Genomic DNA, 25,514 nt, shown 5'->3' with positions numbered 1-25,514 from the left:
TTTATTGTGTCAATTTACTTACATTTAATAATGTTTCAAGCTCAAGTAATTTATTAAATTGTTCTTTATTTTGAACCATTTTATCGCAACCAGTTTTACGCAATTCCATAATAATTTCCGATACACACAGTTTATTATTAGGTTTAATTAACTGCATTACCGTTGCAACTTGCCCCGTTCGACCAATACCAGCGGCACAGTGAATAACTGGCAATAATTTATTTTCATCATGAATTGCTCGACTAACAACCGATTCATAAAATGTTCTTTTTTTCATAACACTGTCTTCCATATACTCAGCTAATTTTATTAATTCTACAGTGCCAGCGGTTGTTTGATCCGTCCAATTTTCAATATGAACAACTGGAATATCAATGGCTTTCTTACCATCACTCAGCCGCATACTATAGTGTTTTGCATTTAGGCCTCCAAATTTATTTGGTTTATCAAAGCCTTCGTATTCTTTTACTTCAGCAATCATTCTACCGTACGTACCGCTCGTCCTGAAATAAGCCGGCAAGTTTCGTTGTTTAATATCCCCATCAGATGCGAGAACGCATAGCATAGGGGTTCTATTCTCATATAACATCTGCAAATGGTTTTCTATACTTTCAGTTGCATTAATAGGGCTTTGCGAACGAATAAATAAATTATTATCACCTACTCTTACCCTATTCGCTGGTAAACCAATCTGAATACCGTGACTATTAGTAATACGAATTTGGGTTTCCTTAGCTGTTTTAATGTCAGAAAAGCGAGCGCCTTTAACTTCTTGTTGGTCACAATATTGGAAATTTTGCAGTTTCGTGAATTCTGCTAAGTCATGAAAATTATCAATATCTTTTACTGACTTGGTATTTATTAACTTAGGAAGCGATACTGGCACTGTATTATTAACCAAAATGCTACTAGGCGTTAGTGATGAAGTAGGTGTCTTTAATTTTGCGACTGAATTTAAATCAACAGTTTTAGAATTAAAGGCATAACGAGGGGCTAAAGTCCCATCTTGTTGTATGCTGACTATTTGCCTCGAAAAAATCCCAGTAATCCGATCACGAATAGAAATAATCGTATTAATAATGCGCGCTCTGATAGATGACGTATTCTGAGGCATAGGTACGGTGGTATTTTTAATGTGACTCATACTATCCGATGTTCTAGCCCTTGCAGATTTACATTCAGTATTAGCGACTGACTCAAGACTCGTTGTTCGGATTGGGGGGGTAGGTGGTATCTCTCTGCATTCAGATTTCATTTTCTTTTTCCTTAGCTAGCAGTTAACAAGCTAATCAATCGGTTTGAATTACATATTACGTACCCCGATTATTGCTGACCCATTATGCGAGTTCTTTCAAATTTAGCTAACACCAATAAAAAACCCGCTAACATTACCTAGTGCTGACAGCGCTAAGTACTGTTAACGGGCTAATTTTTAAATGTAAAATTTACTTACGACGCCAAGTGGTCCCCTGAGCCCCGTCTTCAAGCACAATCCCCATAGCTGTCAGCTCATCACGAGCCGCATCCGCTTGCGCCCAATCTTTATTTTGCCGCGCATCTAGGCGTTGTTGAATTAATGCCTCGATTTTTGCCACTTCCGCATCACCTTCAGTCTGTGCACCGCCTTTTAAGAAGCTTTCTGGGTCTTGTTCTAACAAACCAAGAACGCCAGCCAGTTCACGAAGTTGTGCCGCCATCGCATTGGCCGCTGACATATCTTCTGATTTCAGACGGTTAACTTCACGTACCATGTCAAACAACACGGAATAAGCTTCTGGTGTGTTAAAGTCGTCATTCATCGCTTCAATGAAACGTGCTTTAAATTCATCACCACCAGCAGGAACTGCCGATTTATCAGTACCACGTAGTGCCGTATACATGCGCTCAAGTGCGGTGCGCGCCTGTTTCAAGTTTTCTTCTGTATAGTTAAGTTGACTACGGTAATGGCCTGATAACAGAAAATAACGCACTGTTTCTGCATCGTAATACTCAAGTACGTCACGAATAGTGAAGAAATTATTGAGAGACTTAGACATTTTTTCTCTATCAACCATGACCATACCGGAGTGCATCCAGTAATTCACATAAGGGCCATCATGAGCACAGGTAGATTGTGCAATTTCATTTTCATGGTGTGGAAACATTAAATCTGAGCCGCCACCGTGAATATCAAAATGGTTGCCTAACGTTTTACTGTTCATTGCCGAACATTCAATATGCCAACCTGGGCGGCCTAAGCCCCATGGGGATTCCCAGCTTGGTTCGCCTTCTTTAGACATTTTCCACAAGACGAAGTCCATTGGGTTGCGCTTTACATCAGCCACTTCGACACGAGCACCTGCTTGCAACTGCTCTAAATCTTGGCGGGATAACAGGCCATAATTTGGGTCGGTTTTCACCTCAAACATGACATCGCCATTCGCAGCGACATAAGCATGACCACGCTGAATCAAGCTTTGGGTTAATTCAATAATTTCACCAATATGACGGGTTGCTCGTGGTTCGCTATCAGGGCGTAAAATATTCAATGCATCGAAATCTTTATGCATTTCAGCCAGCATACGCGTTGTTAGCTCCTCAACACTTTCATTATTTTCTGCTGCACGTTTAATGATTTTATCGTCAATATCGGTGACGTTGCGCACATAATTTAAGTCGTAACCCAAATAACGCAAATAGCGGCTAATTGCATCAAATGCCACAAATGTACGGCCGTGGCCGATATGACACAAGTCGTAGATAGTGATGCCACACACATACATCCCAATCTTCCCTGCGTGGATGGGCTTAAACTCTTCTTTTTGACGACTTAGTGTATTAAAAATTTGTAGCATCTGAACTTTTCCATTTATTTGAAAAATGATTATCGATTTCTACCGATAAAATATCATGTTATTGAACCCCGATCACCTTAAGAATGCAAGGGTTTACCCCGCTTCCTTTTCAGTTTATTCATTAGGTTTAATACACACCTATTATGCTATAAACTACCGACTAAGCTTCCTTCCGCTTCAAGTCAGGTTTTATCTGTGATATAAACGTGCTGATCTCAACGCTTTCGCAAGTTAGCGCACAAAAAACAATTATTCAGGATAGCTATTATGGTTACATTTCATACCAATCACGGTGACATTGTTATCAAAACGTTTGACGATAAAGCACCCGTTACAGTCGAAAACTTTTTAACTTACTGCCGTGAAGGTTTTTACAATAATACCATTTTCCATCGTGTTATTAATGGTTTCATGATCCAAGGCGGTGGTTTTGAGCCAGGCATGGAACAAAAAGACACTAAAGCACCTATCAAAAACGAAGCTAACAACGGTTTAAAAAACAGCCGCGGTACCTTAGCGATGGCGCGTACTAACGACCCTCATTCAGCAACAGCACAGTTCTTTATCAACGTTGCTGACAACGACTTCTTAAACTTCCGTTCAGAGCGTCCAGATGGCTGGGGCTACTGCGTATTTGCTGAAGTGGTTGAAGGCATGGACGTTGTTGACAAAATCAAAGGCGTCTCAACTGGTCGTAGCGGTTTCCACCAAGACGTTCCACGTGAAGACGTTATCATTGAAAAAGTGACTGTCAGCGAGTAAACCTGACGCATGTCCACTTACATCATTGCAGATTTGCATTTAAGTGAAGATGAACCGGCGATCACCGCCGGTTTTATCAACTTTATTCAACAGCAAGCCATCCATGCCGAAAGCCTGTACATTCTCGGTGATTTTTTCAATTATTGGGTGGGCGATGATGATGACAATCCACTTCATCAGCTTGTGGCAAACGAACTAAAACAACTCACCAATCTTGGTATTCCCTGTTATTTCATCCATGGCAATCGCGATTTTTTGATTGGCAAACGCTATGCTAAACAGTGTGGCATGACCATTTTACCGCAAGAAACATTGCTAAAGCTGAATAACAAACGCATTCTCATCATGCACGGTGATACCTTATGTACAGATGATGCCGCCTATCAAAATTATCGCAAAAAAGTTCATACCCCATGGATCCAACGGGTATTCCTTTTGCTGCCGCTGTTTATTCGCCGTAGAATAGCGCAAAAGATGCGCAAGAACAGCCAATATGCTAGCAGCATGAAAACTGAATCCATCATGGATGTGAATCCCCAAGCGGTAAGTAACGTGATGAAAAAACACCAAGCTCAATGGCTTATCCATGGTCACACCCACCGCCCTGCAATTCACGAAATAAATATCAATGGTAAGTTGCATTATCGTGGCGTACTAGGGGCATGGCACCATGAAGGTTCAGCCTTTGTCATTAATGAACAAGGCGTTGAGCTAATTTTCTTTCCCTTCGAATAACTCCGTAAAAGTTCTTGGTCGCAAATACGACCGTTTGCTTACTTATTAACCACGCAAACGTTTTCCTTGCTGCATTACCATGATATGATCACCGCAATTCAATTTCCCCCATCTTCGGGTCATGTTTTTTTCACTACAGGAAAGCACTAAATGACTGTTCAATCTGCGGCAAAAATCGCCATTGTTATGGGTTCAAAAAGTGACTGGGCAACCATGCAGCATGCCGCTGATGTGTTGACTGAACTGCAACTCCCTTTCCATGTCGAAATCGTCTCTGCACACCGTACCCCTGATAAGTTATTTTCCTTTGCTGAAAATGCAAAAAAGAATGGGTTTGATGTGATTATTGCGGGTGCAGGTGGCGCAGCGCATTTACCAGGTATGCTAGCTGCGAAAACCTTAGTGCCTGTCTTTGGTGTACCAGTACAAAGCGCTGCTCTCAGTGGTGTCGACAGCCTATACTCCATCGTTCAAATGCCTAAAGGCATCCCTGTCGGCACACTAGCAATCGGTAAAGCGGGTGCAGCAAACGCAGCGCTGTTAGCCGCTCAGGTATTAGCAATAAGCGATACTGCTATTTTCAACCGCCTTGCCGCATGGCGTGAAGCACAAACCAATGATGTGCTGAACAACCCTGACCCGAGGGATGCATAATGAAACCCGTTTGTGTGCTTGGTAATGGCCAACTAGGCCGCATGCTGCGTCAAGCGGGTGAGCCATTAGGTATCGCCGTTTTTCCTGTTGGGCTTGATGCAGAGCCGGAAGCGGTTCCTTATCAGCAAAGCGTTATCACCGCTGAAATTGAACGCTGGCCAGAAACCCCTCTGACAAAAGAATTAGCTCGCCATAATGCCTTTATTAACCGTGATATTTTTCCACGTTTAGCGGATAGGTTCCCACAAAAAAGCTTATTTGATAGCTTGCAACTTTCCACTGCACCTTGGGCATTATTAGAATCTCCTGAACAATGGCCTGAATTATTTGCAACTTTAGGTGATTTCCTCATTGTAAAACGCAGAACTGGCGGCTATGACGGGCGTGGTCAATGGCGTGTTCGCCCTGGTGATGAAAAAGATTTGCCCGCTGAAATTTACGGCGAGTGCATCGTTGAACAAGGCATCCCTTTTGACGCGGAAGTGTCTGTCATTGGTGCCCGAAATGCAGAAGGGAAATCCGTTTTTTACCCGATTACCCATAATTTACACCAAGAAGGTATTTTGCGGACAAGTGTAGCCTTCCCTAAGTCAACTAACCCGCAGCAGGAACAAGCTCAAGCCATGCTCAGCGCAGTCATGGATGAGTTAGGTTATACTGGTGTGATGGCAATGGAATGTTTTGTCGTGGGCGATAACCTACTGATTAACGAAATTGCGCCTCGCGTCCATAATAGCGGCCATTGGACGCAAAATGGCGCATCCATTAGCCAATTTGAGTTACATCTACGTGCCATTTTAAACCTGCCAATGCCATCTCCTGAAGTGTATAGCCCTGCTGTTATGGTCAATTTAATTGGTACGGATGTAAATATAAACTGGTTAAATTTACCCCTAGTTCACCTTCACTGGTATGAAAAAGAGGTGCGCCCTGCTCGTAAAGTGGGTCATTTAAACCTTTCTCATCGCGACTGCAATCAATTATCTGCAACACTTACTGCTTTAGTTCCACTTTTACCAAATGAGTACAAAAGTGGCATTGAGTGGGCAAATGCAAAATTAGACTGGTACTCTCATCAATAAATAGGGAAAATAGCCCTATTCGATGCCCGAACCTATTTTCGGGCATTATGCTATTTTCGCCGTCATCCAGAAAACAAATATCCTGATTTAAGGTGTGCGGCATTACTGGAGTCAATATGTCCTCGCAGCCTTTTAGTCTGTTTTATCAGTGGTGCATTCTTGTTCTATTAGGACTGGTTTATTTTTTAGCCACTGCAACCACCTTTACATCTCTTGGTGTGGTTTTACCTGAGATGATAAGTGAGCTCAAATGGAGTTGGAGTGAGGCTGGATTTGGTTTTACGCTACTGGGCTTAACTTGCGGGCTTGCGAGTTTTCTCCCTTCTCTACTGATCCGTAAAGTCGGTGTACGGGCCACTTTATTGCTAGGTACCAGTGTCTTTGTTGCGGGCTTTTATAGTCTTTATTCCACACAAGCCATCAGCACCTATTTTTTAGGCACCGCATTAATTGGTATTGGTTTCACCTTACTCGCCACAGTTCCTGGGACTTACGTTCTTTCGCGGCTATTTGAAAAACAATCCCTTGCCTTTGGGTTATATTTCACCATCGGGGGCTTGGGAGGGGTTGCAGGCCCTTGGATTTACTTTTACGCCTCAAACCAATTAGGCTCTTGGCGTATGCATTGGGTTCTATGTGCCGTTTATCTTAGCATTGTCACGTTAATCACTATTTTTATGCTGCGTGAAGGAAAACAAGAACAAGAACACGCAATAAAAGTGATGCAAAAACAAGTGAGTGATGCGAGTAAACCTATTTATCGTACTGCAGAGGTTTGGACAGTCGGCAGAGCACTGCGCACATGGCAGTTTTACTTAATTGCTGCAACCTATACCTCATTTTTATGGTGTGGTATTACCGTTAATAGCTTTGCTGTTGCCCATATTGAAGAGCGTGGTTTTGGCATGACTGTGGCGGTTTCATTGTTAAGCACAATGGCATTTGTTAATGCATTCTCAAGACTTATTGGTGGGGCTGCTGGGGAATGGCTAGAACCAAAGAGACTATTAATTGGTAGCCTAATTACCATGGTATTAGGTGTTATTTTCCTCAGTATTGCCACATCATGGCTATGGCTAATCTTGTTTGTGTTATGCGTTGGTATTGGCTATGGCATGACTTTTTTGGCATCAAGTGTTTTGCTTTCAAATTATTTTGGTCGAGGCCCATACCTAGAACTTTTCTCTGTGGTGAATTTAATTTCAACCGTTGCATGTTTAGCACCTTTTATTGCTGGTGCAATAAAAGATTTCACAGGGAGTTTCACCCCTGCATTTTTGGTTATTGCCGCGCCTGTGGTCGTGATTTTAGGTCTTACATTGATGATGAAGCCCCCTGCACTCAATCACAAATAAAAAATCCCGAGTGCTTAGCTCGGGAAAAATTAAAACCAAAGGGAAAACAAGTTTAAGACCAGATATTGGATCAAAACATACCGCTTATTTGCGCCACCGAAAAAATCAAAATCAGGCGAAAAATCAATTACGGTTTTAACAGCTCAGGGACTTTTAATAAAATAAATTCGTTATCATCCGCTTTATTTGGTTCACGACTGGATGAGAACGGGTAATTATTGTCATTGCCAACAATAATGTGTTCGCTATCAACCACATCAACGTTCTCTATCGTGAAGAATGGGAAGGTAAACACCCCGTCATTTAAGGGTTTTCTTGCCATATTATTCGGGTCTTTTATATTCATTAAATCAATATAAGCCTGTTTATCCACCGCTTTTCCAACGTTATTATCTGAAAACTCAATACGATAAACACGCTTGAATTTAGCTGAATGACTAAAACAATTTTCAGTATTACTGCTTCCCGCCGTGCAGGCTTTATCTGCAGTGCCTTCACCATTATCACGCTCAATGATTAAGCCGTGAGTATCATCAATAAGATTAAAATCACCAATGGCGTTTTGGTTATCTTCAAAGACATATAACCAACTTCTGCCAGTCCAATCCTGCTTTTTCACATCAAATTCAAGAATACGGGCAGCACGTTTACCATCGATATTTTCATAATCTTGTTTTTCATCAAGCCAAATAGCACCTTCTAGCATTGGGTAGAGCTTAGAACCATCTGGCGATGATGCCATACCTTCAAAACCTTTCGAACGATTGACTTGGAAAGTCACTTTATCTGTAGGTTTACCCGGTGTGGTGATTTGGTAGTGATCAGGAGAAACGACGTTCTTTCCATCTACTTGCGTTTCAAACAAGGCTAATACCTTGCCATCCAAATCCATTTTGATTAAGTAAGGGCCAAACTCATCACCAACCCATAAAGCACCATCCGCAAATTGAAAGCTTTCAGGATCAAAATCACTGCCTGTTAAATAGCGCTCTTTTGTACTTTCATTCGTAATATGAAAAGGGATAATTTTATCGGGGTCCTGGAAGAAAACCGTTTTTAATGGTGTCGTATTACCCGTTTGAAAATCAATATCATATTGAGTGACATACAACATAGAGTCAGGGGAGTTTACTTTGTTGCCAAATCCATTATCAGTTAAAACCCAGTAAGTACCATCCGCCATGCGTTTGATACCCGAGTGCCCTTGACGTGGTTGGCCTTTAATTGGAATGTGCATTCCTGTTGGGCGATCTGCAGATTTACCTTCCACTTTCCCTAAGCTATCTACACGAACGCCAGTGGTAAATTTACCACTCACTTGCATATCTGAAGGTGCATTTTCAGGTGTAGCAACAGTGGAATTAACTGGAAGAATGGAGTGACCCGCTAATGTTGCTGGCACCTCTTGTTGAGCAAACCCAGTGATGCTAAATGAAATTAAACTAGCCAATAAAGATAACGAGCCCAGTTTACGTTTAATAGAATAGTTATTCTGCATTGTTATGTTTCCATTTTAAGGCTATCAATAATTGATGGCGGAATCATAACGTCGATGAATGAAGCTTTTATGAAGGATTGAAGACAGTTATTTTACTGAAAAACAGGTTGTTTTTTATCATGTTCAATAAATATTGGTATTAAGATATTTCCCTAATACCGATATACTCTAAATAATTCGAGTTGCAGCTAGGCGACAAACGAAGATAGACCGATGAGCATACAAAAGTCTATGATCCGGCTATCTGAACGCAGTCAACAACGCTGCAACTCGAAGTATGACGAGTATTTAACTATTAGGTAAACGACGGTGCTGATTACCCGTCCCTAATAAACGCAGTCCTAACCACCCACCGCAAATAGACAATAAAATTGCCGCGCACAAAGGCAATAATACCCACATACGCCATTCAGGTTGCCATGGGAAATCAAACACTTTACTTTGTAACAGCCATAATGCAATTTCTGCTCCAAAAGCTGCGGCAAGCCCGGCCATTAAGCCAAGTAATGCAAATTCGCTCCATAGCGTTCTACGCATTAACTTTTTACTGGCGCCTAGCGTTCTATATACTACGAGCTCTCGCTCTCGTTGGCTCATACCCACTTGAATTTGAGCCAATAATAGCAATAACCCACAGAAAATAACCAGTACCACCATCACTTCAAGGGCTTGGCTAACCTGCTGAAGAATTTGCTGGATTTGGGTAATAATTGCACCAGTGTCGAGCACATTAATTGTCGGGTAATGGCGGCTAAGTTGCGTCAATAACTGCCCATCGCCTTCATAGTGGAAGCTGCTCAACCAAGTGGCCGGCATTTGAGAAAGACTTTCTTCAGAGAAAATAAAATAGAAGTTCGGTCGCAGGCTCTCCCAATCAACCGTACGAATACTACTGACTGTTGCACTAAAGACCTGAGCCCCTGCGTTAAATGTTAGTTTATCGCCTAATTTCAATCCGAGCTCTTTAACGACCGTTTGTTCAATCGAAACTTCTCCCGCTTTCGGTGGCCATGTCCCTTCGTCAACCACATTAGCTGGCGCTAAATCAGATTGCCAAGTTAAACTCAATTCACGTCGCACCGTATTATTATTTGGATCACGTTGATCTGCCCATTCAACCGCTGACTGGTCATTAATATCGGTTAAGCGCGCTAACACCACAGGGTTGAACTCTGTTGGTTTGACGTCAAACTCAGCCAAGAGCTTGGTAACAGGCTCAAGCTGTGACTGGTTCATATTAATCAAGAAATAGTTCGGGCTATCTGCGGGTAATTGCTGCTGCCAGCGGTCAAGTAAATCACCACGCACTAAAATTAGCAGCGCCAACAACATAAATGACAGCGAAAATGCACTCATTTGTGTGATGGTCTGTAACGGCTGGCGCAATAGGCGACTAACGGATAAACGCAAACTTAATTGGCGGAACTTAATATGGCGTAGCCCCCATAAGCCTACCCAACCAATCAGCGCAAGTAGAATGGCCACCACGACAATACCCGCCAAAATTGACCACAACAGAGGATTGACGCCAGCAAAAATAAATAACCCACCAACCACAATTAAAATAACAATTGGCAGATAATAATACAGGGGCCAAACGGGTGATTTAGCATCTTCACGCAATACCCTTGAAGGCTGGGTTGCCATCAGTTGGTAATAAGGGCGACTGCCAACAATAATAGCAATAATGAATAATGTACTGATCGCCCAAACCCAAGGCATTAAACTCGCAGGTGGCAATTCCTTCGGCAACATAGCCCCTAAGATTTGCATTAAAATGCCTTCAAAAACCAAACCTAATAATGAGCCGAGTAAAGCCGCAGCGATTAAAATCACTAACCACTGCCCAATAATCCACTGACGTAATGCGCTACGCCCTGCTCCTAGAGTTTTTAATACTGCGATTAGTTGATGACGGCTGCGGCAATAATGCGTCATTGAAACCACGACCGCAGCAATGGCTAGCAGCAGTGTTAATAACACTGATAACAATAAAAATTGTTGAGCACGTTGAAACGTTTTCCCTACTGCGCCGTTATCTTCGCTTAATGTATACCAACGTTGATCATTTCGCAGATCTTGCTCATATTTTTGTTGAAATGCATCAATCAGCTGACGATCACCGGCAAACATGTCGCGATACGTTAATCGGCTGCCTACTTGAATAGCCCCTGTTAATGGCGCATCTTCAATCGCTATTAATACTCTTGGAGCAATCTGGAACGGGTTAAATCCGCTGTCGGGCTCTTGAATTAATTTACCCGAGACTTTTAGCGTTGCATCTCCGATATCAAGGTTATCCCCTACATTGAGGTTCAATAATTCTAATAGCCGCGGAGCGACTAGTATTTGCCCTTTTGTTGGGGTTAACCCAGCGGGTTCAGTGATAAGCTCGCCATATAATGGATATGCCTTATCTGCGGCTTTCACTAACACCAATTGTGGCCGAGCGTCTTCATCTTCTGTCGCATAAGCCATGGTAGAAAATGATATTTGCTGGCTGAGCGCTAAGCCCTCTTTTTGGGCTTCTTGTAACCATGTAGGTTCGCTTGGATGAGAAGAACGTAAAACTAAGTCCCCCGCTAACAACTCACGGCTTTGGTAGCTCATACTATTTTCAATACGATCGCTAATTCGCCCTAAAGCCAATACACAAGCTACTGCAAGGGTAAGTGCAAGCCAAACAATCAATAACGAGGGTGTTTTCCATTCACGCCAAAACCAACGCCAAATCATGCTTCTTCCCTCAACTGCCCATCAACCAAACGCAAGCGACGTTGGCAACGCGCAGCTAGCTCGTTATCGTGAGTAACCAAAATCAAGGTTGTTCCATGCTCTTTGTTCATCGCAAATAATAAATCTGCAATTTTATCCCCGGTGTGGCGATCGAGGTTACCCGTTGGTTCATCAGCAAATAAAATTTGAGGGCGACCATTAAAAGCTCGAGCAAGTGCAACGCGTTGTTGTTCCCCTCCTGACAACTGTGCTGGCATATGTTTTAAGCGATCTTTTAAGCCTAAATCAGTCAGTAAACCCGCCGCATGTTGATAACTTTCAGACTCAGATTCGCCACGTAGCAAAGAAGGAAGCTGCACATTTTCAATAGCATTTAAGGTTGGAATCAACATAAAGGATTGAAACACAAAACCGACACTTTGTGCCCGTAAATGTGCCCGTTGCTCTTCATCCATTTTAGTGAGGTCTTGACCTAATAAATTAACCGTTCCACTGGAGCCGTCATCCAACCCCGCGATAATCCCTAACAAGGTTGATTTCCCCGAACCAGACTCCCCAATTAAAGCAATTGTTTGCCCGGACTCGACAATTAGCTCAACACCTTGCAATATAGTCAGTTCATGTTCACCTTGGCCAACACGTTTAATGAGATGATGAACTTCAAGAATATTATTCGCCGACATATATTGGTATTTCTCCTGTTACTGACTGCAAGTGGGCACGCACTTGCGTCAACTAAGCTATTAATCTTAGGTGATAGCCTAAGTGCAGGCTACCGTCTACCGGCTGAGCAGGCTTGGGCCTCTTTGCTTGCCGAACGTTGGCAGAAACTTTCCCCACCCGTTGCTATTATTAACGGTAGTATTAGTGGGAATACCTCTGCACAGGGGTTAGAACGACTTTCCATGTTACTCGAACAAAACAAACCTAACTGGGTATTGATCGAGTTAGGTGCAAATGACGGCTTACAAGGTCTCCCAGTAGAACAACTTGAAGCTAATTTACAACAGATTATTAAGCAAATCGTGCAATCCGGTGCGAAACCGCTCTTAATGCAAATTCGTATTCCACCTAACTATGGAAAACGTTATACGACAAGTTTCGAAAAAGTCTATCCGAAATTGGCGCAAAGTAATCAAATTCCATTACTGCCATTTTATATGGAAACTGTGATAACTAAGCCTGAATGGATACAACAAGACGGTATTCACCCGACGGTTGAAGCCCAGCCATCCATTGCTGATTTTATGGAAAAACAGCTTTCTGAACATATTTTACCGTCTAATAAATAAAACAGACGTTAAACAAGAGAATTAAAACGCTCTTTTATACCCGAAATAGATTCAGTTGCATGAAACCAAGGTAAAGTTATGCAAACATCAGCACGAAACAAAAAATCAGTCCTGGTCACAGGTGCATCAAGCGGTATTGGCTTTTGTGCTGCACAAACACTTCGCCAGCGTGGCTATCATGTTATTGTTGCCTGCCGTAAAGAAAGTGATATTTTACGCCTGAAAGAACTGGGTTATGACACCGTCTCACTTGACCTCGATGATAAAAATAGCATAGAAACAGCGGCTCAAACGGTGCTAACACTCTGTAATCATCGCCTTTACGGGTTATTCAACAACGCCGGTTTTGGGGTGTATGGGCCGTTAAATAGCGTCAACCGCGAGCAACTCGAAGCGCAATTTTCCACTAATTTTTTTGGTGTTCACCAATTAACTTTCTTGCTATTACCCGCCATGAGCGCGCACCATGAAGGCCGAATTATCCAGACCAGTTCGGTAATGGGGGTGATTTCAACTCCCGGCCGTGGCGCTTATGCTGCCAGTAAATACGCACTGGAAGCATGGTCTGATGCCCTACGCTTAGAGTTAGCTGGAACAGGTATAAAAGTGAGCTTAATTGAGCCAGGCCCTATTCATACCGCTTTTACTCAAAATGTTGAACAAACTCAAAAAGATAAACCTGTTAAAAACCCAGGTATTGCCTCACGTTTTACCTTAACACCGGAACATGTGGTAGAAAAACTGATCCATGCGTTAGAAAGCCCGCGCCCAAAAGTACGCTACTCTGTCACGTTATTAACTGTCGCTGTACGTATCTTAAAGCGTATTTTACCTGACAAAATAATGGATAAAATACTGGCAAATCAGGGAAAAAAAGCTTGAAAAAAGCAAAATCAGCCCCATTTTATTACTATCGCTCAAAAATTCTATTGATAACAAATTCAAAAGAGACTTCTTATGTTTGCTAACGCTCAGATAATTGATATTAACGAAACCAACCTACACCAAGTCATTGAACAATCAATGAACTTACCTGTCATGTTTTACTTTTGGTCACCGCGTAGCCCTCATTGCCAAGATTTCGGTACTATGTTGGAAAAAATTGCCAACGACTACGCAGGGTCATTTATTTTAGCTAAAGTTAATTGTGATGAAGAACAAATGATCGCCAGTCAGTTTGGCTTAAAAGCGATCCCTACCGTATATGTATTGCAAAATGGTCGTCCTGTTGATGGCTTTGAAGGGCCACAACCCGAAGAGGTCGTGCTGGAAATTTTATCTCGCGTGCTGCCAAGCCCAGAAGAAATGAAAGCAGCACAAGCTGCTGAATTAATTGCAGAAGGTAAAGCGCAAGAAGCACTGCCATTGTTAAAAGAAGCGCATCAGCTGAACCCCAAAAATAGCGAAATCACATTATTATTGGCAGAAACCCAAATCGGTTTAAATCTTGTTGATGACGCACAAGCTACTTTAGAAGCTGTCCCATTACAGGATAAAGACAGCCGCTACCAAGGTTTAATTGCACAAATTGAATTATTAAAACAAGCTGCGGACACCCCTGAAATTCAGCAATTGCAAGATGAATTCAATCAAGATCCGCAAAATACAACGTTAGCTGTTCAATTAGCCCTAAAACTGCATGAAGTGAACCGCAACGAAGAAGCGCTAGAAATGTTATTCGGCTTTTTACGTACCGATTTGGGTGCAGGTGACGGCGCAGTGAGAAAAACCATGATGGATATTATGTCTGCCATGGGAACCGGTGATGCCATTGCCAGTAAATACCGTCGCCAAGTATATTCACTACTTTACTAATTAAGGGTTAAATATGGACTTGTTCGCCTTTGGTGCAATACCGATTATCATTTTTGTCGCTGTCGTTATTGTTTTTACCTGTGTTAAAACAGTACCGCAAGGCTTTCAATGGACAGTTGAGCGTTTCGGCCGCTATACCCGTACGCTACAACCAGGCTTGCATATTATTGTGCCATTTATGGACAAAATTGGCCGTCGCATCAATATGATGGAACAAGTCCTCGATATCCCATCTCAAGAAGTTATTTCTCGCGATAATGCCAACGTCACTATTGATGCGGTCTGCTTTATTCAAGTCGTTGACCCAGTACGTGCGGCCTATGAGGTCAGCAACCTTGAGCTTTCCGTACTAAATTTAACCATGACAAATATTCGTACCGTATTAGGTTCTATGGAACTGGACGAAATGTTATCACAACGTGATTCCATTAATAGCCGTTTATTACACGTGGTGGATGAAGCAACTAACCCTTGGGGTGTCAAAATTACCCGTATCGAAATTCGTGACGTGAAGCCACCAAAAGAATTAATTAGTGCGATGAATGCGCAGATGAAAGCTGAACGTACCAAACGGGCTGATATTCTTGAAGCTGAAGGTATCCGCCAAGCAGCAATTTTAAAAGCTGAAGGTGAAAAACAGTCACAAATTCTCAAAGCTGAAGGTGAACGCCAATCCGCATTTTTACAAGCCGAAGCACGCGAAAGAGCAGCAGAAGCGGAAGCAAAAGCAACACAAATGGTATCTGAAGCGATTGCCGCTGGTGATATGCAGGCGATTAACTACTTTGTGGCGCAAAAATACACTGATGCACTGACTAGTATTGGTTCTGCCGAAAACAGCAAAGTCATCATGATGCCATTAGAAGCCAGTAACTTAATGGGCGCAATTGGTGGGATTACTGAGCTAATCGGTGAAAGCAAGAAAACCGGTGCCATAAAAAAACAGGTAAAAGAATGATAGAGCTTATCAGTGCTCAACCCGCATGGTTTTGGCTATGTCTTGGTGGGCTATTGCTGATTGGTGAACTTCTTGGTACCGCAGGCTATCTTTTATGGTCGGGTATTGCTGCGGTGCTTGTTGGCGTTATCGTTTGGGCTCTGCCATTCATCGGTTGGGAGTGGCAAGGGATCTTGTTTGCCATTTTTACCGTTGTCTCTGCTGTATTATGGCGCAACTGGTTGAGGAACAAGCAAAAAAACAAGGCAGATAACGTCAATCAAATCAGTCATCAACTCATCGGTGTGAAAGGCCGTTTGTTGTCAGATACCGAAGAAGGCTTTAGCCGAGTACGCCTTGCCGATGGTAGTTGGCGCGTGTATAGCGACACGCCATTAAGCGCCAATACAGAAGTGGTCGTCATCGCAGTAGACGGTATCACCTTGCAGGTTAAGCCTTCTCATGATGACAACATCCACGCGCCAAGTGGTCAATAATCGGGCAATCCGCACCATCATCCCCAGGACATACGTCCACGAGCTCTTGTAATGTATCTCGAATAGCAGACAATTTAACGATTGTCTGCTCTATTTCATTTATCTTGGCTATCGTTGTCGTTTTTACATCAGCACTATGTCTGGTAGGGTTGCGAAATAAACCTAATAATTCGCCACATTCATCCAAGGTAAAACCCACATCTTTTGCCTGTTTGAGCAACACGAGTTCGTTTAGATGGCGCTCCTGATAATAGCGGTAGCTGTTCTCCCCTCTTTCAGGTGGCGTAATTAAACCTTTATCCTCATAAAAACGGATTGCTTTTGCAGTTAGGCCCGTTTTTTTGGCAATTTCACTAATATTCATAATTCCTCTTGACCTTAACCTTGCTGGAAGGTGTAACCTTTACATATTGTCGAATTATAGACCTAATTGTAGATAAAGTTATAGACCCAATACATCAAACGGGTTTGGAGGCTGCAAAATGAGTAACATGATTATTTTAAAATTACAGGGACTAAGCTGCATGCACTGTGTCGGTTCAGTCACTAAAGCGCTCGAAGGACGTGGTGATGTCACTAACTTAAAAGTGAGTATCGATTATGCCGTGATGGAAAGTGATACCAATGTGGCTGATTTAATTAAAACCATCGTTGATGCAGGCTATGAAGCTGAAGTGGCTACAGCTCCTGATGTCGAGTTACAGCTTTCAGGCCTCAATTGTATGAAATGTGCGGGTAAAACACAAAAAGCACTCGAAGAGGTTGATGGCGTTGCCGCTGCCGTTGTCGATACCACCAGCGCCAAAGTGTACGGTTCTGCTGATGCACAAACGTTAATCGCCGCTGTTCAACAAGCGGGTTACAACGCAGAACTCGCCCAAACAAAAGCGATCTCTTTAGCCCTTTCGGGTCTAAGTTGCATGAAATGTGCCGTTAAAACACAGCAAGCGCTAGAAGCAGTTGATGGTGCTCAAAGTGCAACTGTCGATACCCAAACCGCTGTTGTCCAAGGTACGGCATCCGCAGAATCCCTAATTGCTGCGGTTCAAGCGGTTGGCTACCAAGCAACTGTGGGTGAATCTCACCCAAAAGCTGAGCCGCTGAGTACTACAACTGAACAGCCGGAAGCTGATTCAGCGGCAATCTGTGAGATCCCGGCACAAGAGTCTGATTTAGGTGAACAACCTGAAATTAGCCCAATAGATGACAGTGTACAGTTACTGCTTGATGGCATGACCTGTGCTAGTTGTGTCAACAAAGTCCAGAAAGCCTTAAATAGCGTACCGGGCGTTGAAAATGCACGTGTCAACTTAGCTGAGCGTAGCGCGTTAGTCACCGGAAGCGCTGAACCAAATGATTTAATCGCTGCGGTTGTTAAAGCAGGTTATGGTGCTGAAATCATTCAAGATGAAGCTAAACGCCGTGAGCGCCAACAGGAGGTTGCGCAAGCCAATATGCGCCGCTTCCGCTGGCAATCAGCATTAGCACTTGCCCTTGGTATCCCTGTGATGGTGTGGGGGATGATGGGCGATAACATGGTGCTGACTGAGCAAAACCATACCATTTGGCTTACCATTGGTGTATTAACCCTTGCGGTCATGGTATTTGCAGGTGGGCACTTTTATCGAAATGCATGGCAAAGCCTAAAAAATGGCAGTGCGACCATGGACACCTTAGTCGCGCTAGGAACCGGGGCGGCTTGGCTCTATTCTATTGTGGTGAATCTTTGGCCTGAATGGTTCCCAGACCAAGCCAGACACCTTTATTATGAAGCCAGTGCCATGATCATCGGTCTTATTAACCTAGGTCATGCCTTAGAACAACGAGCTCGCCAACGCTCATCCAAAGCCCTTGAACGCTTACTAGACCTGACACCGCCAACGGCCCGTGTTGTCACAGAACAAGGCGAAGTGGATATGCCGCTCGAGCAAGTCAAAAAAGGAATGATTTTACGCTTAGCAACGGGTGACCGTGTCCCTGTTGATGGTGAAATTGTCGAAGGAGAGGTTTGGTTAGACGAAGCCATGCTAACAGGTGAGCCGATCCCGCAGCAAAAAAGTAAAGGGGATCAAGTCCATGCGGGAACTGTGGTACAAGATGGTACCGTGCTATTTCGTGCCGCTGCTGTTGGCAGCCAAACGACTTTAGCGCGCATTATTCACCTTGTTCGCCAAGCACAAAGTAGTAAGCCACAAATTGGCCAACTTGCTGACCGTATTTCTGCCGTATTTGTACCGGTAGTTGTGGCTATCGCCTTAATTTCAGGTGCGATTTGGTACTTTGTTGGGCCTGCACCACAAATTACTTACGCACTTGTTATTACCACAACCGTTTTAATTATTGCGTGTCCTTGTGCACTAGGCCTTGCAACGCCAATGTCGATTATTTCTGGCGTGGGCCGTGCGGCTGAATTTGGCGTGTTAGTGCGCGATGCAGATGCATTACAGCAAGCAAGTGAGTTAGATACCATTGTCTTTGATAAAACAGGCACATTGACTGAAGGTATGCCACAAGTTACTGATATCCATGTATTTAATGGGTTCGAACAAGACACCGCCTTACAGTTTGCCGCTTCATTAGAAAATGGTTCTAATCACCCACTGGCTCGCGCTGTTTTAAATCGCGCAAAAGGCTTAACACTACCTGCTAATGAGCAGTTTAGAACCTTAGCAGGGTTAGGTATTAGCGCAATAATTGATGGGAAAACTATTTTATTAGGTAACCAAAAACTGTTATCACAAAATAATATTGATACCCGTGATATTGAAGAAATCTTACACCAACAAGCCACTCAAGGTGTCACTCCCGTCTTACTGGCTGTTGATGGTAAAGTTGCCGCACTGTTATCTATCCGTGACCCATTACGTGAAGACAGCATAAGTGCGCTGGCACGGTTGCACAAACAAGGTTTCCGTTTAGTCATGTTAACCGGAGATAACCCAGTAACCGCTAACGCGATAGCCAAAGAAGCAGGTATTGATGAAGTGATTGCAGGCGTTATGCCAGATGGTAAATCTGCCGCAATTGAAGCCTTGCAAGCCAAAGGGCACAAAGTTGCAATGGTGGGTGATGGCATCAATGATGCCCCTGCTCTAGCCCGAGCTGACGTTGGTATTGCGATGGGTGGCGGCAGTGATATAGCTATTGAAACTGCATCGATTACCTTGATGCGCCAAAGCTTACATGGTGTTGCCGATGCGGTATCTATTTCAAAAGGAACACTGCGTAATATGAAGCAGAATCTGTTTGGTGCCTTTGTTTACAATACGTTAGGTATCCCGATTGCCGCTGGTATTTTGTACCCAATAACGGGAACATTACTAAACCCTGTCGTTGCTGGTGCCGCAATGGCCTTATCATCAATTACTGTGGTCAGTAACGCAAACCGCTTGTTACGGTTTAAACCTGAAAAATAATAACCAAAAAGAGGGAGAAACCCATGTTCCTCCCTCTTTTTAATGATAGATACTGTTTATCTCTAAACCTTCTCGCTGCAACACTTCATTTTCATACTAAGTAAAAATCGCATTATCTTATATGTCATTAATATCAAGCTAAGCCTATACTAGTAAATAGTTAGTTATTTCATATTTGGAGAGCAAAATGCTTAATATTGATCGTGAGAAACTTGCCAAACTTGCGGGTGAAGAGTTTAAAAAACAACGTACATTTTTGGTGATATTATCCATTTTATTATTAGCGGGCGGAATTTTTTGTATCATCAACCCAATGATATCAGGTATCGCTGTCAGTACCGTACTGGGTGTGCTCCTGATTATTGGTGGTGTTGGCGCGATAGTAAGCATTCTAAGTACCGTGATCTATACCGGTTGGTCTCGGCTATTTGGTTTTATCATTGGTCTTATTTATATTATTGTCGGCTACTCTTTCATTAAAGACCCGTTGCAGAGCCTGGTCGCGTTGGCTATTTTAGTCGCGGCTTTATTTATCGTCGGCGGGGTTATTCGGTTGTATGTCGGCTTCCAACAAATTAGCTCAGCTGGCGGCTGGCTACAAATCATTATTGGCCTATTAGATTTCTTTATTGCCTATTTACTCATCGGTAATGGCCCAATTACATCAATTACCTTACTGACAACCTTAATTGGCATCGAAATGGTGTTTAGTTCCTTTAGCTTATTCACGTTACTCAGTGTATTTAAAGGTATTAGTAAAAATAATTAACCCCATCGTGCCCCTTAATAGGGGCACTTTTCTACTTTACTTCGCCTCCACGATGACACCAATCGGCTAAAAAATGCGTAATCAACGATGAGCATTCGCAAATTACAGTAAGATTGTTTACCCTAATAAAATGAGAAATAACGCAGGGACGAAATCGTGGGTAACTTGTTTGAAAATTTAAAGAATTGGCTTCATACAGAAACCGCTCCGGTTTACCCTTACCCTGCTGTTGATATTCGGCTATCAAAAAAGCTGAAATTGCACATTGTGGGTAGCATTCACATGGGAACAGAAACGATGTTTCCTTTGTCTGCCACATTATTAGACAAACTTAATCTCGCAGATGCCTTGATTGTTGAGGCGGATATCACTGAAACTCACTCTCCATTTCCTAATGATGATATCACTGAGTTTCTCCCTGTCGAGCAACGGCTAACTCGTGATGAATATCATCTTTTTCAACAATATTGTTTAGAGCTCCGCCAATCCCCCGAACGCTTTGATACCTTACCCTCATGGCAAATTGCCCTGATTTTGCAAGCAACCCAAGCCCAAGAACTCGGGCTAAGAGGCCACTACGGCATTGACTACCAACTTATCCGTAATGCGCAATCACAACTCAAACCAATTATTGAACTAGAAGGCACCGCCTCCCAAGTTGAATTGCTGCTTTCTTTGCCTAATAATGGGTTAGCGTTATTACAAGACTCGCTGAACCACTGGCGTGCAAATGCACGCTCGCTACAAACGATGATAGGCTGGTGGTTAGACTACCAACCCAATAATCGTACCGCTTTACCCAATACCTTTAGCGAAGACATTTATCAGGTATTGATGAAGCAACGAAATGCGAATTGGAACGAGCAGCTTAGATCACTCCCTGATGGTAACTATGTGGTCGCCGTTGGTGCGTTACACCTGTTTGGTGAAAATAGTCTGGTAGAATATTTGCGAAACTAAGTTATAAATAGAAGGCTCAAAATGACCCCAGCCGTAAAATTACTCGAAAAACAAAAAATTTCCTTCACATTACACCCCTACGATCACGACCCAAATGAAAGTAACTTTGGTGATGAAGCAGTACGAAAACTTGGGTTAGATGCCAAGCAAGTGTTTAAAACCTTATTAGTCGCACTCAATGGCGATCAAAAAACATTAGCCGTAGCCGTAACACCTGTTTCAGGGCAATTAGATTTAAAACAGGTTGCCAAAGTGTTTAAAGTCAAAAAAGTTGAAATGGCGGACCCACAAATCGCTCAAAAAACAACGGGATATTTGCTTGGGGGTATTAGCCCATTAGGTCAAAAAAAGCGCTTACCAACAGTCATTGACGACCAAGCTCAGCAATATGCCAGTATGTTCGTTTCAGGTGGAAAACGTGGTTTAGATATTGAACTTGCTCCTAACGATCTCGCCAAAGTACTGAATGCAACCTTCGCTGAAATACGTAAATGATATTAAACCCGTGACAGTCGCAGCAACGATTGAATGGTTATCGGCTCAAGAAGGTGGTAGGCAACAGCCGCCAGCAATTGGGCCTTATTATGCTGTTGCTCGTTTCAGCCTCAAACCCGATGAATCTTGGAGTGTGATATTCCAGCTAGCGTTTCATTTACGCAATAGCCATAATCGACAAATAAGCCGAGGAACTGTGCGTTTTCTTGTTGAACATGCGCCTCATGAATATTTATTACATTATCATTCATTTGATATTTATGAAGGCCCTCATTTAGTCGCTCATGTTTTTTTGCTCTAAATAATGACGATAAAAAGCCCCACCGCGAGCAGTGAGGCTTTCAAGGTAATAATGATTTAATTATTTATTATTATAAATAATCTCACCTTTTGGCTCATAATCTGCCGCTTTCAGCGGGGAATGTTTTTCAATATACCCTTTGAGCACTTCCGCATCGACAAAACCGGTATTAACGTAGTTAGGATGGTTGTCAATTTTCGGGTAACCGTCACCACCAATCGCATTGAAATTCAACGTTGCCATACGATACGTTTTAGCCGGGTCAACAGGCTTACCATCAATTTTGACATCACTAATCGTGCCATCTTTATTCAGCGTTAAGTTCACGTTGTAGAACTGGCCATACGCACCTGCATCCGGTTTCATATTCGCAACTGCGGTCAAGTATGGGATAACTTCATCCCCTTTGAAATCAACATAAACTAACTCATTAGCAAACGGTTGAACCTTGAGCACATCTTTATAAGTGATATCGCCACTTTCGATAGAGTCACGAACACCACCGCCGCTCATAATTGCAAAATCAGCCCCAGCACGTTCTTTTTGTGCGGCTAACAGAAGATGCCCCATATTTGTTTGCACAAAACGCACTTTACTGCGATCACCTTCAAGTTTACCTTCAACTGAGCCCACTTTAACACTCAATTGCTTGTCACCTTTTTCTTGATAAGGTGTCAATAATTTCATCATGTCAGGGTTATGAGCAATTTCTTGTGTATAGTAAACACGCTCGCTAGTCCCATCTTCTTTTGTCACTTTTTTCTTCAAGTTAATTGGGATTAACTGGTAGTGTTTCAGCGTAAACTTGCCGTTTTTAAATTCAAAATCTGCACGACCAACATATTTACCCCATTCATGGGCTTGCACAATCCAAGTTCCATTTTGGTTATCTGGCGCACACGGTGTACCTGGTACATAGTCTTCTTGTTTGTAGTTTTTCTTTTCTTGAGACATACAAACAGGGTCTTGTGAGTGACCACCCACTATCATATCTAAATAGCCAGCCGGTAAGCTGCGCGCCATTTCTACATCGCCCGGAGCATTCGAACCATGATTACCATCATCATAGTGCCCCATATGAGTGGCTGCGATGATAATGTCTGGTTTTTCTGTTGCACGAAGCTCTTCAACCACTTTTTTGGCTTCGTCCGCAGGCACACGGAATTCGACATCAGGGAAATTGGCAGGGTTACCGATACGCACTGTGTCGTCGGTTGTCAGCCCCATAACCGCAATTTTCACACCTTGTTTATCAAAGATTTGGTAAGGTTTGAAAAGGCGTTTACCTGTGCTGCTTTGATAAATATTGGCAGATAAGAACGGAAAAGTTGCCCATTTTTCTTGCTGACGCAAAGTCTCAAGTGGGTTATCAAACTCATGGTTCCCTAATGCCATTGCATCGTAACCGACTAAGTTCATTCCTTTAAAATCGGGTTCTGCATCTTGTAAATCAGACTCTGGTACACCGGTATTAATATCACCACCAGAGAGCAGTAAAACACTGCCGCCTTGTTTAGCGACTTCGTCACGAATTTCATCAACTACCGTTTTTTGCGCCGCTAAACCATATTCGCCATGGTCGTTATGCCAGAAGTGGCCGTGATGGTCATTGGTATGCAAAATGGTAATATTGTATGTTTTGTCTTTTTCCCACGCATTTGCCATAGTTGCGGGTATTAACGCTAACGATACCGTTAATGCGCATGCCTTAAATGCAAACTTCATACATTTCTCCCTGCTGGTATAGGAATTTTTATACAGTCATATTAGATTATAGTTTGTCACTACCTGCTGTCTTATAGCATAAAAATATGAGCAGGATTTGATACCTATTGCAGAATAAGAAATTCGTTTCATAAAAATGAGATCACCATCAAATAATTTACGAACACTAGTTATTCACGTGATTTATTTATTCATTTAAATAAATTGTATTTCAGTTATATTGATAACAATTATGTAACACAGAAAGTTGATAATGACATGAGTGAGCAAACCACAACACCCAACAACCCAAGCCCGTCAAAGCCATTAAATAAAACAGGGAAAACGGTCTTTAGTATCCTAACGGCGATCAGTGTCTCTCATTTACTTAATGACATGATCCAGTCACTAATCTTAGCGATTTATCCTTTATTACAATCTGATTTTTCACTGAGTTTTGCCCAAATCGGGATGATAACCCTTACTTATCAGATTACCGCATCATTGTTACAACCAATTATTGGCTACTATACAGACAAACATCCACAACCTTATTCCTTGCCAATAGGAATGAGCTTCACGCTAACGGGGCTAATCTTGTTAGCGATGGCAGAAACCTTCCCGACCATATTACTTGCAGCCGCATTGGTTGGAACCGGTTCTTCTGTCTTCCATCCTGAATCCTCTCGTGTGGCACGTATGGCTTCAGGCGGTCGTCATGGTCTGGCGCAATCCTTTTTCCAAGTCGGTGGTAACTTAGGCGCCTCCCTTGGGCCACTACTTGCAGCACTGATTATTGAACCATATGGAAAAGGCAACATTGGTTGGTTCTCGCTTGCAGCCCTGCTTGCGATTGTTATTTTGTTGCAAGTCAGCAGCTGGTACAAACAACAACACCGTGCTGCAAGTAAGAAACCAATCGATGCAGGGAATGTTAAAGTCTTACCACGAAAGACAATTATTGGCTCTTTGGCAGTACTGTTAATTCTGATTTTTTCAAAATACTTTTATTTGGCGAGCATCAGCAGCTATTACACCTTTTATTTGATAGATAAGTTTGGTGTTTCTGTGCAAAATGCGCAAATTCATTTGTTTGTTTTTTTATTTGCAGTTGCTGCTGGTACTATGATTGGCGGACCAATAGGTGACAAAATAGGACGTAAATACGTTATTTGGTTCTCAATCCTTGGAGTTGCACCATTTACCTTAATTTTACCCTATGCATCCCTCTATTGGACTGGGGTACTTACCGTCATCATTGGTATGATTTTAGCCTCCGCATTTTCGGCTATTTTAGTCTACGCACAAGAGCTGATCCCCGGTAAAACCGGCATGGTATCAGGGTTGTTCTTCGGATTAGCATTCGGTATGGGAGGTGTTGGTGCGGCAGTTTTAGGCCATATCGCAGACCAGACCAGTATTGAACAGGTTTATCATTATTGTGCTTTCTTACCATTACTTGGGATTTTTACAGTATTGCTACCAAATATTGGCAACAAATAGATTTATTTTCTTATTTTACCCATACTTACCTAAAAATAAGTATGGGTCTTTCCTTCCATAATCTCGATAAATTTCAGATAAAAATCTCACAAACACAAAGCTTGTAACGATTTAGCTCCTTTACCCTGCATTTTTTTTAAAAACATTTCATTTTTTTAAGGAAATTTAT

23 protein-coding genes are annotated in these 25,514 nt (G+C 42.6%); 16 read left to right on the top strand and 7 right to left on the bottom strand.

Translation table 11 applies throughout. The features are described 5' to 3' along the window. Nucleotide 1: 1 nt before the first annotated feature. Together PSE60_RS13465 and cysS are read right to left on the bottom strand one after the other, a co-directional pair. A complete protein-coding gene (locus PSE60_RS13465) occupies nt 2-1,255 on the bottom strand; it encodes a protein-tyrosine phosphatase family protein (protein ID WP_272665731.1) in 1,254 nt (417 codons plus the stop codon). Nucleotides 1,256-1,445: 190 nt separating this feature from the next. Continuing rightward, nucleotides 1,446-2,834: a cysteine--tRNA ligase gene (cysS, locus tag PSE60_RS13460; RefSeq protein WP_272665730.1), complete on the bottom strand. Its 1,389-nt coding sequence runs from the start codon at nt 2,832-2,834 to the stop codon at nt 1,446-1,448. 267 nt (nt 2,835-3,101) lie between these two features. Between cysS and ppiB the strand changes: the two genes are divergently transcribed. The 5 genes from ppiB to PSE60_RS13435 all read left to right on the top strand — a co-directional run bounded on the left by ppiB (nt 3,102) and on the right by PSE60_RS13435 (nt 7,422). After that, nucleotides 3,102-3,596, top strand: coding sequence for a peptidylprolyl isomerase B (ppiB, locus tag PSE60_RS13455; protein WP_210837292.1), 495 nt, complete (start codon nt 3,102-3,104; stop codon nt 3,594-3,596). A gap of 9 nt (nt 3,597-3,605) precedes the next feature. After that, nucleotides 3,606-4,331: a UDP-2,3-diacylglucosamine diphosphatase gene (locus tag PSE60_RS13450; protein ID WP_210837294.1), complete on the top strand. Its 726-nt coding sequence runs from the start codon at nt 3,606-3,608 to the stop codon at nt 4,329-4,331. Between the two features lie 150 nt (nt 4,332-4,481). Then, nucleotides 4,482-4,985, top strand: coding sequence for a 5-(carboxyamino)imidazole ribonucleotide mutase (purE, locus tag PSE60_RS13445; RefSeq protein WP_272665729.1), 504 nt, complete (start codon nt 4,482-4,484; stop codon nt 4,983-4,985). Next, nucleotides 4,985-6,067: a 5-(carboxyamino)imidazole ribonucleotide synthase gene (purK, locus tag PSE60_RS13440; protein WP_272665728.1), complete on the top strand. Its 1,083-nt coding sequence runs from the start codon at nt 4,985-4,987 to the stop codon at nt 6,065-6,067. Before purE ends, purK begins: the two co-directional genes overlap by 1 nt. Before the next feature lie 116 nt (nt 6,068-6,183). Further along, nucleotides 6,184-7,422, top strand: a complete 1,239-nt coding sequence (locus PSE60_RS13435) for an MFS transporter (RefSeq protein ID WP_272665727.1) — start codon at nt 6,184-6,186, stop codon at nt 7,420-7,422. Nucleotides 7,423-7,549: 127 nt separating this feature from the next. Here PSE60_RS13435 and PSE60_RS13430 read toward each other — a convergent pair whose 3' ends face one another. From PSE60_RS13430 to ybbA, 3 genes are all read right to left on the bottom strand, one after another. Beyond that, a complete protein-coding gene (locus tag PSE60_RS13430) occupies nt 7,550-8,920 on the bottom strand; it encodes an esterase-like activity of phytase family protein (protein WP_272665726.1) in 1,371 nt (456 codons plus the stop codon). A gap of 288 nt (nt 8,921-9,208) precedes the next feature. Continuing rightward, nucleotides 9,209-11,656 carry a putative ABC transporter permease subunit YbbP gene (gene ybbP, locus PSE60_RS13425; RefSeq protein ID WP_272665725.1) on the bottom strand — a complete coding sequence of 816 codons (2,448 nt, stop codon included), beginning with the start codon at nt 11,654-11,656 and terminating at the stop codon, nt 9,209-9,211. Beyond that, nucleotides 11,653-12,339, bottom strand: a complete 687-nt coding sequence (gene ybbA / locus PSE60_RS13420) for a putative ABC transporter ATP-binding protein YbbA (RefSeq protein ID WP_210837626.1) — start codon at nt 12,337-12,339, stop codon at nt 11,653-11,655. Before ybbA ends, ybbP begins: the two co-directional genes overlap by 4 nt. Between ybbA and tesA the strand changes: the two genes are divergently transcribed. From tesA to PSE60_RS13395, 5 genes are all read left to right on the top strand, one after another. After that, nucleotides 12,307-12,948, top strand: coding sequence for a multifunctional acyl-CoA thioesterase I/protease I/lysophospholipase L1 (tesA, locus tag PSE60_RS13415; RefSeq protein ID WP_210837628.1), 642 nt, complete (start codon nt 12,307-12,309; stop codon nt 12,946-12,948). The two genes, ybbA and tesA, sit on opposite strands and share 33 nt — an antisense overlap. A 78-nt stretch (nt 12,949-13,026) precedes the next feature. Next, on the top strand, nt 13,027-13,830 hold the full coding sequence (locus PSE60_RS13410; RefSeq protein ID WP_272665724.1) for an SDR family oxidoreductase: 804 nt from the start codon (nt 13,027-13,029) through the stop codon (nt 13,828-13,830). A 75-nt stretch (nt 13,831-13,905) separates the two neighbouring features. Then, nucleotides 13,906-14,763, top strand: coding sequence for a co-chaperone YbbN (locus tag PSE60_RS13405; protein ID WP_272665723.1), 858 nt, complete (start codon nt 13,906-13,908; stop codon nt 14,761-14,763). Between the two features lie 13 nt (nt 14,764-14,776). Then, entirely contained in the window at nt 14,777-15,721 is a 945-nt protein-coding gene (locus PSE60_RS13400; protein WP_109912071.1) for an SPFH domain-containing protein, read from the top strand. Then, on the top strand, nt 15,718-16,197 hold the full coding sequence (locus tag PSE60_RS13395; protein WP_272665722.1) for an NfeD family protein: 480 nt from the start codon (nt 15,718-15,720) through the stop codon (nt 16,195-16,197). The genes PSE60_RS13400 and PSE60_RS13395 overlap by 4 nt, the downstream gene beginning before the upstream one ends. On the opposite strand, the gene cueR is transcribed toward PSE60_RS13395, so the two are convergent. Next, nucleotides 16,151-16,561 (bottom strand): Cu(I)-responsive transcriptional regulator, encoded by a 411-nt coding sequence (gene cueR / locus PSE60_RS13390; RefSeq protein WP_272665721.1) that lies wholly within the window; start codon nt 16,559-16,561, stop codon nt 16,151-16,153. The two genes, PSE60_RS13395 and cueR, sit on opposite strands and share 47 nt — an antisense overlap. A gap of 118 nt (nt 16,562-16,679) precedes the next feature. Between cueR and copA the strand changes: the two genes are divergently transcribed. From copA to PSE60_RS13365, 5 genes are all read left to right on the top strand, one after another. Next, entirely contained in the window at nt 16,680-19,613 is a 2,934-nt protein-coding gene (copA, locus tag PSE60_RS13385; RefSeq protein WP_272665720.1) for a copper-exporting P-type ATPase CopA, read from the top strand. 187 nt (nt 19,614-19,800) lie between these two features. Next, nucleotides 19,801-20,382: an HdeD family acid-resistance protein gene (locus PSE60_RS13380; RefSeq protein ID WP_272665719.1), complete on the top strand. Its 582-nt coding sequence runs from the start codon at nt 19,801-19,803 to the stop codon at nt 20,380-20,382. Nucleotides 20,383-20,538: 156 nt separating this feature from the next. Continuing rightward, nucleotides 20,539-21,342 (top strand): TraB/GumN family protein, encoded by an 804-nt coding sequence (locus PSE60_RS13375; protein ID WP_210837640.1) that lies wholly within the window; start codon nt 20,539-20,541, stop codon nt 21,340-21,342. 21 nt (nt 21,343-21,363) lie between these two features. Further along, nucleotides 21,364-21,837: a Cys-tRNA(Pro)/Cys-tRNA(Cys) deacylase YbaK gene (gene ybaK, locus PSE60_RS13370; RefSeq protein ID WP_272665718.1), complete on the top strand. Its 474-nt coding sequence runs from the start codon at nt 21,364-21,366 to the stop codon at nt 21,835-21,837. Continuing rightward, nucleotides 21,809-22,138 (top strand): hypothetical protein, encoded by a 330-nt coding sequence (locus PSE60_RS13365; protein ID WP_272665717.1) that lies wholly within the window; start codon nt 21,809-21,811, stop codon nt 22,136-22,138. The genes ybaK and PSE60_RS13365 overlap by 29 nt, the downstream gene beginning before the upstream one ends. 60 nt (nt 22,139-22,198) lie before the next feature. On the opposite strand, the gene ushA is transcribed toward PSE60_RS13365, so the two are convergent. Then, nucleotides 22,199-23,863, bottom strand: coding sequence for a bifunctional UDP-sugar hydrolase/5'-nucleotidase UshA (ushA, locus tag PSE60_RS13360; RefSeq protein ID WP_004913593.1), 1,665 nt, complete (start codon nt 23,861-23,863; stop codon nt 22,199-22,201). 258 nt (nt 23,864-24,121) lie between these two features. Between ushA and PSE60_RS13355 the strand changes: the two genes are divergently transcribed. Continuing rightward, the gene (locus PSE60_RS13355) at nt 24,122-25,345 is read left to right on the top strand and encodes an MFS transporter (protein ID WP_272665716.1); all 1,224 of its coding nucleotides are present in this window, start codon (nt 24,122-24,124) and stop codon (nt 25,343-25,345) included. Nucleotides 25,346-25,514: the final 169 nt, after the last annotated feature.

Source organism: Providencia sp. PROV174, assembly GCF_028480685.1.
Classification (GTDB): Bacteria; Pseudomonadota; Gammaproteobacteria; order Enterobacterales; family Enterobacteriaceae; genus Providencia; species Providencia rettgeri.
This window is presented reverse-complemented; position numbering and strand designations above follow the sequence as displayed.

Excerpts from the sequence above, each read along its gene's own strand:
- PSE60_RS13465 (WP_272665731.1), bottom strand. The coding sequence starts at position 1,255 with ATGAAATCTGAATGCAGAGAGATACCACCTACCCCCCCAATCCGAACA.
- cysS (WP_272665730.1), bottom strand. The coding sequence starts at position 2,834 with ATGCTACAAATTTTTAATACACTAAGTCGTCAAAAAGAAGAGTTTAAG.
- ppiB (WP_210837292.1), top strand. The coding sequence starts at position 3,102 with ATGGTTACATTTCATACCAATCACGGTGACATTGTTATCAAAACGTTT.
- PSE60_RS13450 (WP_210837294.1), top strand. The coding sequence starts at position 3,606 with ATGTCCACTTACATCATTGCAGATTTGCATTTAAGTGAAGATGAACCG.
- purE (WP_272665729.1), top strand. The coding sequence starts at position 4,482 with ATGACTGTTCAATCTGCGGCAAAAATCGCCATTGTTATGGGTTCAAAA.
- purK (WP_272665728.1), top strand. The coding sequence starts at position 4,985 with ATGAAACCCGTTTGTGTGCTTGGTAATGGCCAACTAGGCCGCATGCTG.
- PSE60_RS13435 (WP_272665727.1), top strand. The coding sequence starts at position 6,184 with ATGTCCTCGCAGCCTTTTAGTCTGTTTTATCAGTGGTGCATTCTTGTT.
- PSE60_RS13430 (WP_272665726.1), bottom strand. The coding sequence starts at position 8,920 with ATGCAGAATAACTATTCTATTAAACGTAAACTGGGCTCGTTATCTTTA.
- ybbP (WP_272665725.1), bottom strand. The coding sequence starts at position 11,656 with ATGATTTGGCGTTGGTTTTGGCGTGAATGGAAAACACCCTCGTTATTG.
- tesA (WP_210837628.1), top strand. The coding sequence starts at position 12,307 with ATGATGAACTTCAAGAATATTATTCGCCGACATATATTGGTATTTCTC.
- ybbA (WP_210837626.1), bottom strand. The coding sequence starts at position 12,339 with ATGTCGGCGAATAATATTCTTGAAGTTCATCATCTCATTAAACGTGTT.
- PSE60_RS13410 (WP_272665724.1), top strand. The coding sequence starts at position 13,027 with ATGCAAACATCAGCACGAAACAAAAAATCAGTCCTGGTCACAGGTGCA.
- PSE60_RS13405 (WP_272665723.1), top strand. The coding sequence starts at position 13,906 with ATGTTTGCTAACGCTCAGATAATTGATATTAACGAAACCAACCTACAC.
- PSE60_RS13400 (WP_109912071.1), top strand. The coding sequence starts at position 14,777 with ATGGACTTGTTCGCCTTTGGTGCAATACCGATTATCATTTTTGTCGCT.
- PSE60_RS13395 (WP_272665722.1), top strand. The coding sequence starts at position 15,718 with ATGATAGAGCTTATCAGTGCTCAACCCGCATGGTTTTGGCTATGTCTT.
- cueR (WP_272665721.1), bottom strand. The coding sequence starts at position 16,561 with ATGAATATTAGTGAAATTGCCAAAAAAACGGGCCTAACTGCAAAAGCA.
- copA (WP_272665720.1), top strand. The coding sequence starts at position 16,680 with ATGAGTAACATGATTATTTTAAAATTACAGGGACTAAGCTGCATGCAC.
- PSE60_RS13380 (WP_272665719.1), top strand. The coding sequence starts at position 19,801 with ATGCTTAATATTGATCGTGAGAAACTTGCCAAACTTGCGGGTGAAGAG.
- ybaK (WP_272665718.1), top strand. The coding sequence starts at position 21,364 with ATGACCCCAGCCGTAAAATTACTCGAAAAACAAAAAATTTCCTTCACA.
- PSE60_RS13365 (WP_272665717.1), top strand. The coding sequence starts at position 21,809 with ATGCAACCTTCGCTGAAATACGTAAATGATATTAAACCCGTGACAGTC.
- ushA (WP_004913593.1), bottom strand. The coding sequence starts at position 23,863 with ATGAAGTTTGCATTTAAGGCATGCGCATTAACGGTATCGTTAGCGTTA.
- PSE60_RS13355 (WP_272665716.1), top strand. The coding sequence starts at position 24,122 with ATGAGTGAGCAAACCACAACACCCAACAACCCAAGCCCGTCAAAGCCA.